General features: G+C 69.2%; 1 pseudogene (cut by both window edges). It reads left to right on the top strand.

Annotated features, from left to right (window positions below):
• Positions 1–516: pseudogene (disA, locus tag E6G06_11135) on the top strand (DNA integrity scanning protein DisA) (it extends past both window edges: 99 nt to the left, 403 nt to the right).

The following is a 516-nucleotide window of genomic DNA, read 5'->3' on the forward strand; positions in this document are numbered from 1 at the left end:
GATCTGCTCGGGTGGGTTCCTCCTCGATGCGGAGTTCACGCCCCAGCGGCTGTCGGAGCTGGCCAAGATGGACGGCGCGGTGATCCTCGCGCCCGACGCCAGCCGCATCGCCCGTGCCAATGTGCACCTGGTCCCCAACCCCAACGTCCCGACATCGGAGACCGGCACGCGGCACCGCACCGCCGAGCGGGTGGCCCGGTCGATCCCCGTACCCGTGATCTCGGTGTCGGAGGACATGTCGGTGATCGCCGTGTACTACGGCGACGTCAAGCACCCGCTCGAGCTGATCCCCCGCCTGCTGAACCGGGCCAACCAGGCGCTGCAGACGCTCGAGCGCTACAAGACCCGGCTCGACACCGTGTCGGCGTCGTTGTCGGCGCTCGAGGTGGAGGACCTCGTCACCGTGCGCGATGTCGTCTCGGTGCTCCAACGGGCCGAGATGGTGCGCCGCATCGCCGACGAGGTCGACGGCTACATCGTCGAGCTGGGCAGTGACGGCCGGCTCGTGCGCCTTCA

This window comes from Actinomycetota bacterium, from assembly GCA_005888325.1.
Lineage (GTDB): Bacteria > Actinomycetota > Acidimicrobiia > Acidimicrobiales > AC-14 > AC-14.